This is a genomic window from Streptomyces sp. P9(2023) (assembly GCF_032436795.1).
Taxonomy (GTDB): domain Bacteria; phylum Actinomycetota; class Actinomycetes; order Streptomycetales; family Streptomycetaceae; genus Streptomyces.
This window is the reverse complement of sequence record NZ_JAUPWM010000918.1, coordinates 1-229: the sequence shown is the minus strand read 5'-3', so window position 1 is coordinate 229 and position 229 is coordinate 1. Positions and strand designations below refer to the sequence as shown.

The following is a 229-nucleotide window of genomic DNA, read 5'->3' as shown; positions in this document are numbered from 1 at the left end:
AGCGAGAGGCATTCCTTTGGTTGTCGATCCCGTCATGATCGCCACCAGTGGTGCCAGGCTTGCGGAGTCCGGTGTCGTGGAGGCTATGAAGGCCGAGCTGTTTCCGCTCGCGACGCTCATCACACCCAACCTGCCGGAGGCCGAACGCCTCTGCGGCTTCGAGCTAAGAACGCCGCAGGATTTGCACCGCGCCGGCGAGGCGTTGCTCTCGCTCGGTCCGCACGCCGTC

At 65.1% G+C, this 229-nt stretch carries 1 protein-coding gene; it reads left to right on the top strand.

The genetic code is table 11. The features are described from left to right. Positions 1-16: 16 nt before the first annotated feature. The coding region (locus tag Q5762_RS39890; protein WP_315897209.1) for a bifunctional hydroxymethylpyrimidine kinase/phosphomethylpyrimidine kinase at positions 17-229 on the top strand (213 nt) is incomplete at its 3' end.